Annotated in this window: 1 protein-coding gene; it reads right to left on the reverse strand. The window is 57.5% G+C overall.

Annotated elements, in window-relative coordinates; translation table 11 throughout:
• Window positions 1-2,098, reverse strand: a 2,098-nt coding sequence (locus WA354_RS15600; RefSeq protein ID WP_472813945.1) for an MG2 domain-containing protein, incomplete at both ends; no start/stop codon positions are given.

A 2,098-nucleotide genomic window follows, 5' to 3' on the forward strand; every position in this document is an offset into this window, starting at 1 on the left:
GTTGTGTGTCGAGGATGGGCCGGAAGACGTCGCCAAATCCCCGCCCGTCTACATTGTTCGCGATATCAATCTGAAGCTGGAGGTTCGCAAGCAGAATCTCGGCGGCGAGCTGCGCACCGGTCGGCAGCGGTTTTGCCAGGTCTAGCCGTTCAACCGATTGGAGTGTAAACCCGCCAGCGGCGCTGTTGTCGTCGAACGCCGAGCGCCACTGGAAAAAGAAAGGCTGCGGATTAGCTTCTCCGAAGTCAGTGTCAGTGCGGTTGCGCTCTTCCACCGCCTGATCGACGGCAACAATGCCAAGTGCACTGGGTGCCTGCGTTCGGTTATCTCCGTCCTGGTCCTGCGGTCCTGTAACTTTGATTGATGCGCTTGCCTGATCTCCCGGTGCGAACGTTTCAGAGGACATGCGGATGCCGACCTTGAGGGAGTTGTCGCGAGGAAAGAGCAAGACGTGAGAGGTCACTGTGACATGAGGATCGTTACTGCCGTTGTAGTTCCCGTACCTGGTGGGTTCGCTGGCCTTCGGGCTCATAGCGATGACCTCGATGAAGACGGAGCCGCTGTAGCGCTCGTCGCTGGTTACGGATAACGAGGCATGGCCATTGATCAGGGAAACCTCGCGCGTGGCAAGGGGAAGATCGCCATGAAGTGTGTGGCGGAGAATCTGCACCGTCAGCGGGAGCGAAGACTCCACGGCAGCAATCTGGATATCGATTGGATCACCCGGCCGGTAAATCGAGTTTGGTGTTGTGATTCGAAACGCGCCGGTGGGACGGGGAATGTCTTCCGTAAATGCGCCTGTATGACCGTCCTTATCGTGGGCAGAGACGAAGAGAGTTGGTTGGCGTTCCGATGTTAGAGACACTGGCCGCGAGGGCGCTGGCACAAGCTTCAGCAGCTCTTCGTAGGTGGGGATATCGAGGCGTGCCAGGCCGTTTGGATCGGTGCGCAGGTGTTGGAGAAGATGTGCTCTGCGAATGCGTTGAAGAAGGGTGTCGTGCTCTGCCTCATAAGGAAGGAGCGAGAGCGCAAGATCGCATTCAACCGGAGAGCCATCGGCTGTGGTCGCCGCCAGGTAAAGCTGTTGCGGCAAGCCTTTCACCTGCTCGCCCTGAACGATGTAGAGATGGATGGCTTGAGCCGCGATCCGGATGTCGAAACGGCGCTGCTCTGTGCGCTGGGTTGAAGCGTCGGTGACGTACGCCGCGAAATGCAGGTCTTCGTATTGGTCAGATGCGTAGCTATGGAGGTATTGCTTCAAGTCTGCGCCGAGAGGAATGTGCGTTCTGAAGATGCCATGCGTGTCAAATTCGCCCGAGACGGCTTTGCCTTCCTTGGTGTCGTAGCGCTGATCAACAAAATTCCATGTGCGCTCGTCTTCGCGCACCACGCGAACGTGACCGTGGAGCACCGGCTTGCCGAAGAGATAGTTTGCTCGAACCTCGACGTCAGCATTGTTGCCTGGAACATAAAACGGCCTGTCTGTGGTTGGGGCAACGACAAATGTGGGCAGGTCGTATCGACTCAAACGAAGCGAGGCAGAAGCACTCTGATGGTTGTCGGTGTCGTTCGGTAGAGAGGCCTGAAGCTGATACTGGCCAAGACGCATACGCGCTGGGACGGGCCAATCTACTGTGGCAATGCCGTACCCTGAGGTGAGCGCCTCCGCCCTGAAGACAAGCGTTTCGTTCTGGTCAGTGATATCGACGCGAACTTTCTTCTCTGCACTCGCTCTGCCGTTCCGGTCAAGGAGAAGAAGACGGGTGTGAACTGTCTGACCAGGCTGGTAGAGGGGCTTGTCGGTGGTCAGATCGAAGCGATCGTTGTCGGGAATGCTGAGCGTCTGGGTGGTAGTGATGCGGAAATTGGCGAGGGTTGCACTTATGTCAAGATCGACAGCAGTGAGATCGTTTTCTGAGGGCACGGTGAACGAGATGGAGGCGAATCCCTCGGCGTCAGTCACGGCGTGCACATGGCCGAATTCTGCTTGATCTTTGTCGCCGTTTTCAAAACTGGCACTGAAGGTTGCATCGAGCGGCACACCGGCCCTGGGCAAGTGCGTCAGGGGATGCATAGCGCGTACGCGAGCCGTGTAGGT

This window comes from Occallatibacter sp., from assembly GCF_049802275.1.
GTDB lineage: Bacteria > Acidobacteriota > Terriglobia > Terriglobales > Acidobacteriaceae > Telmatobacter.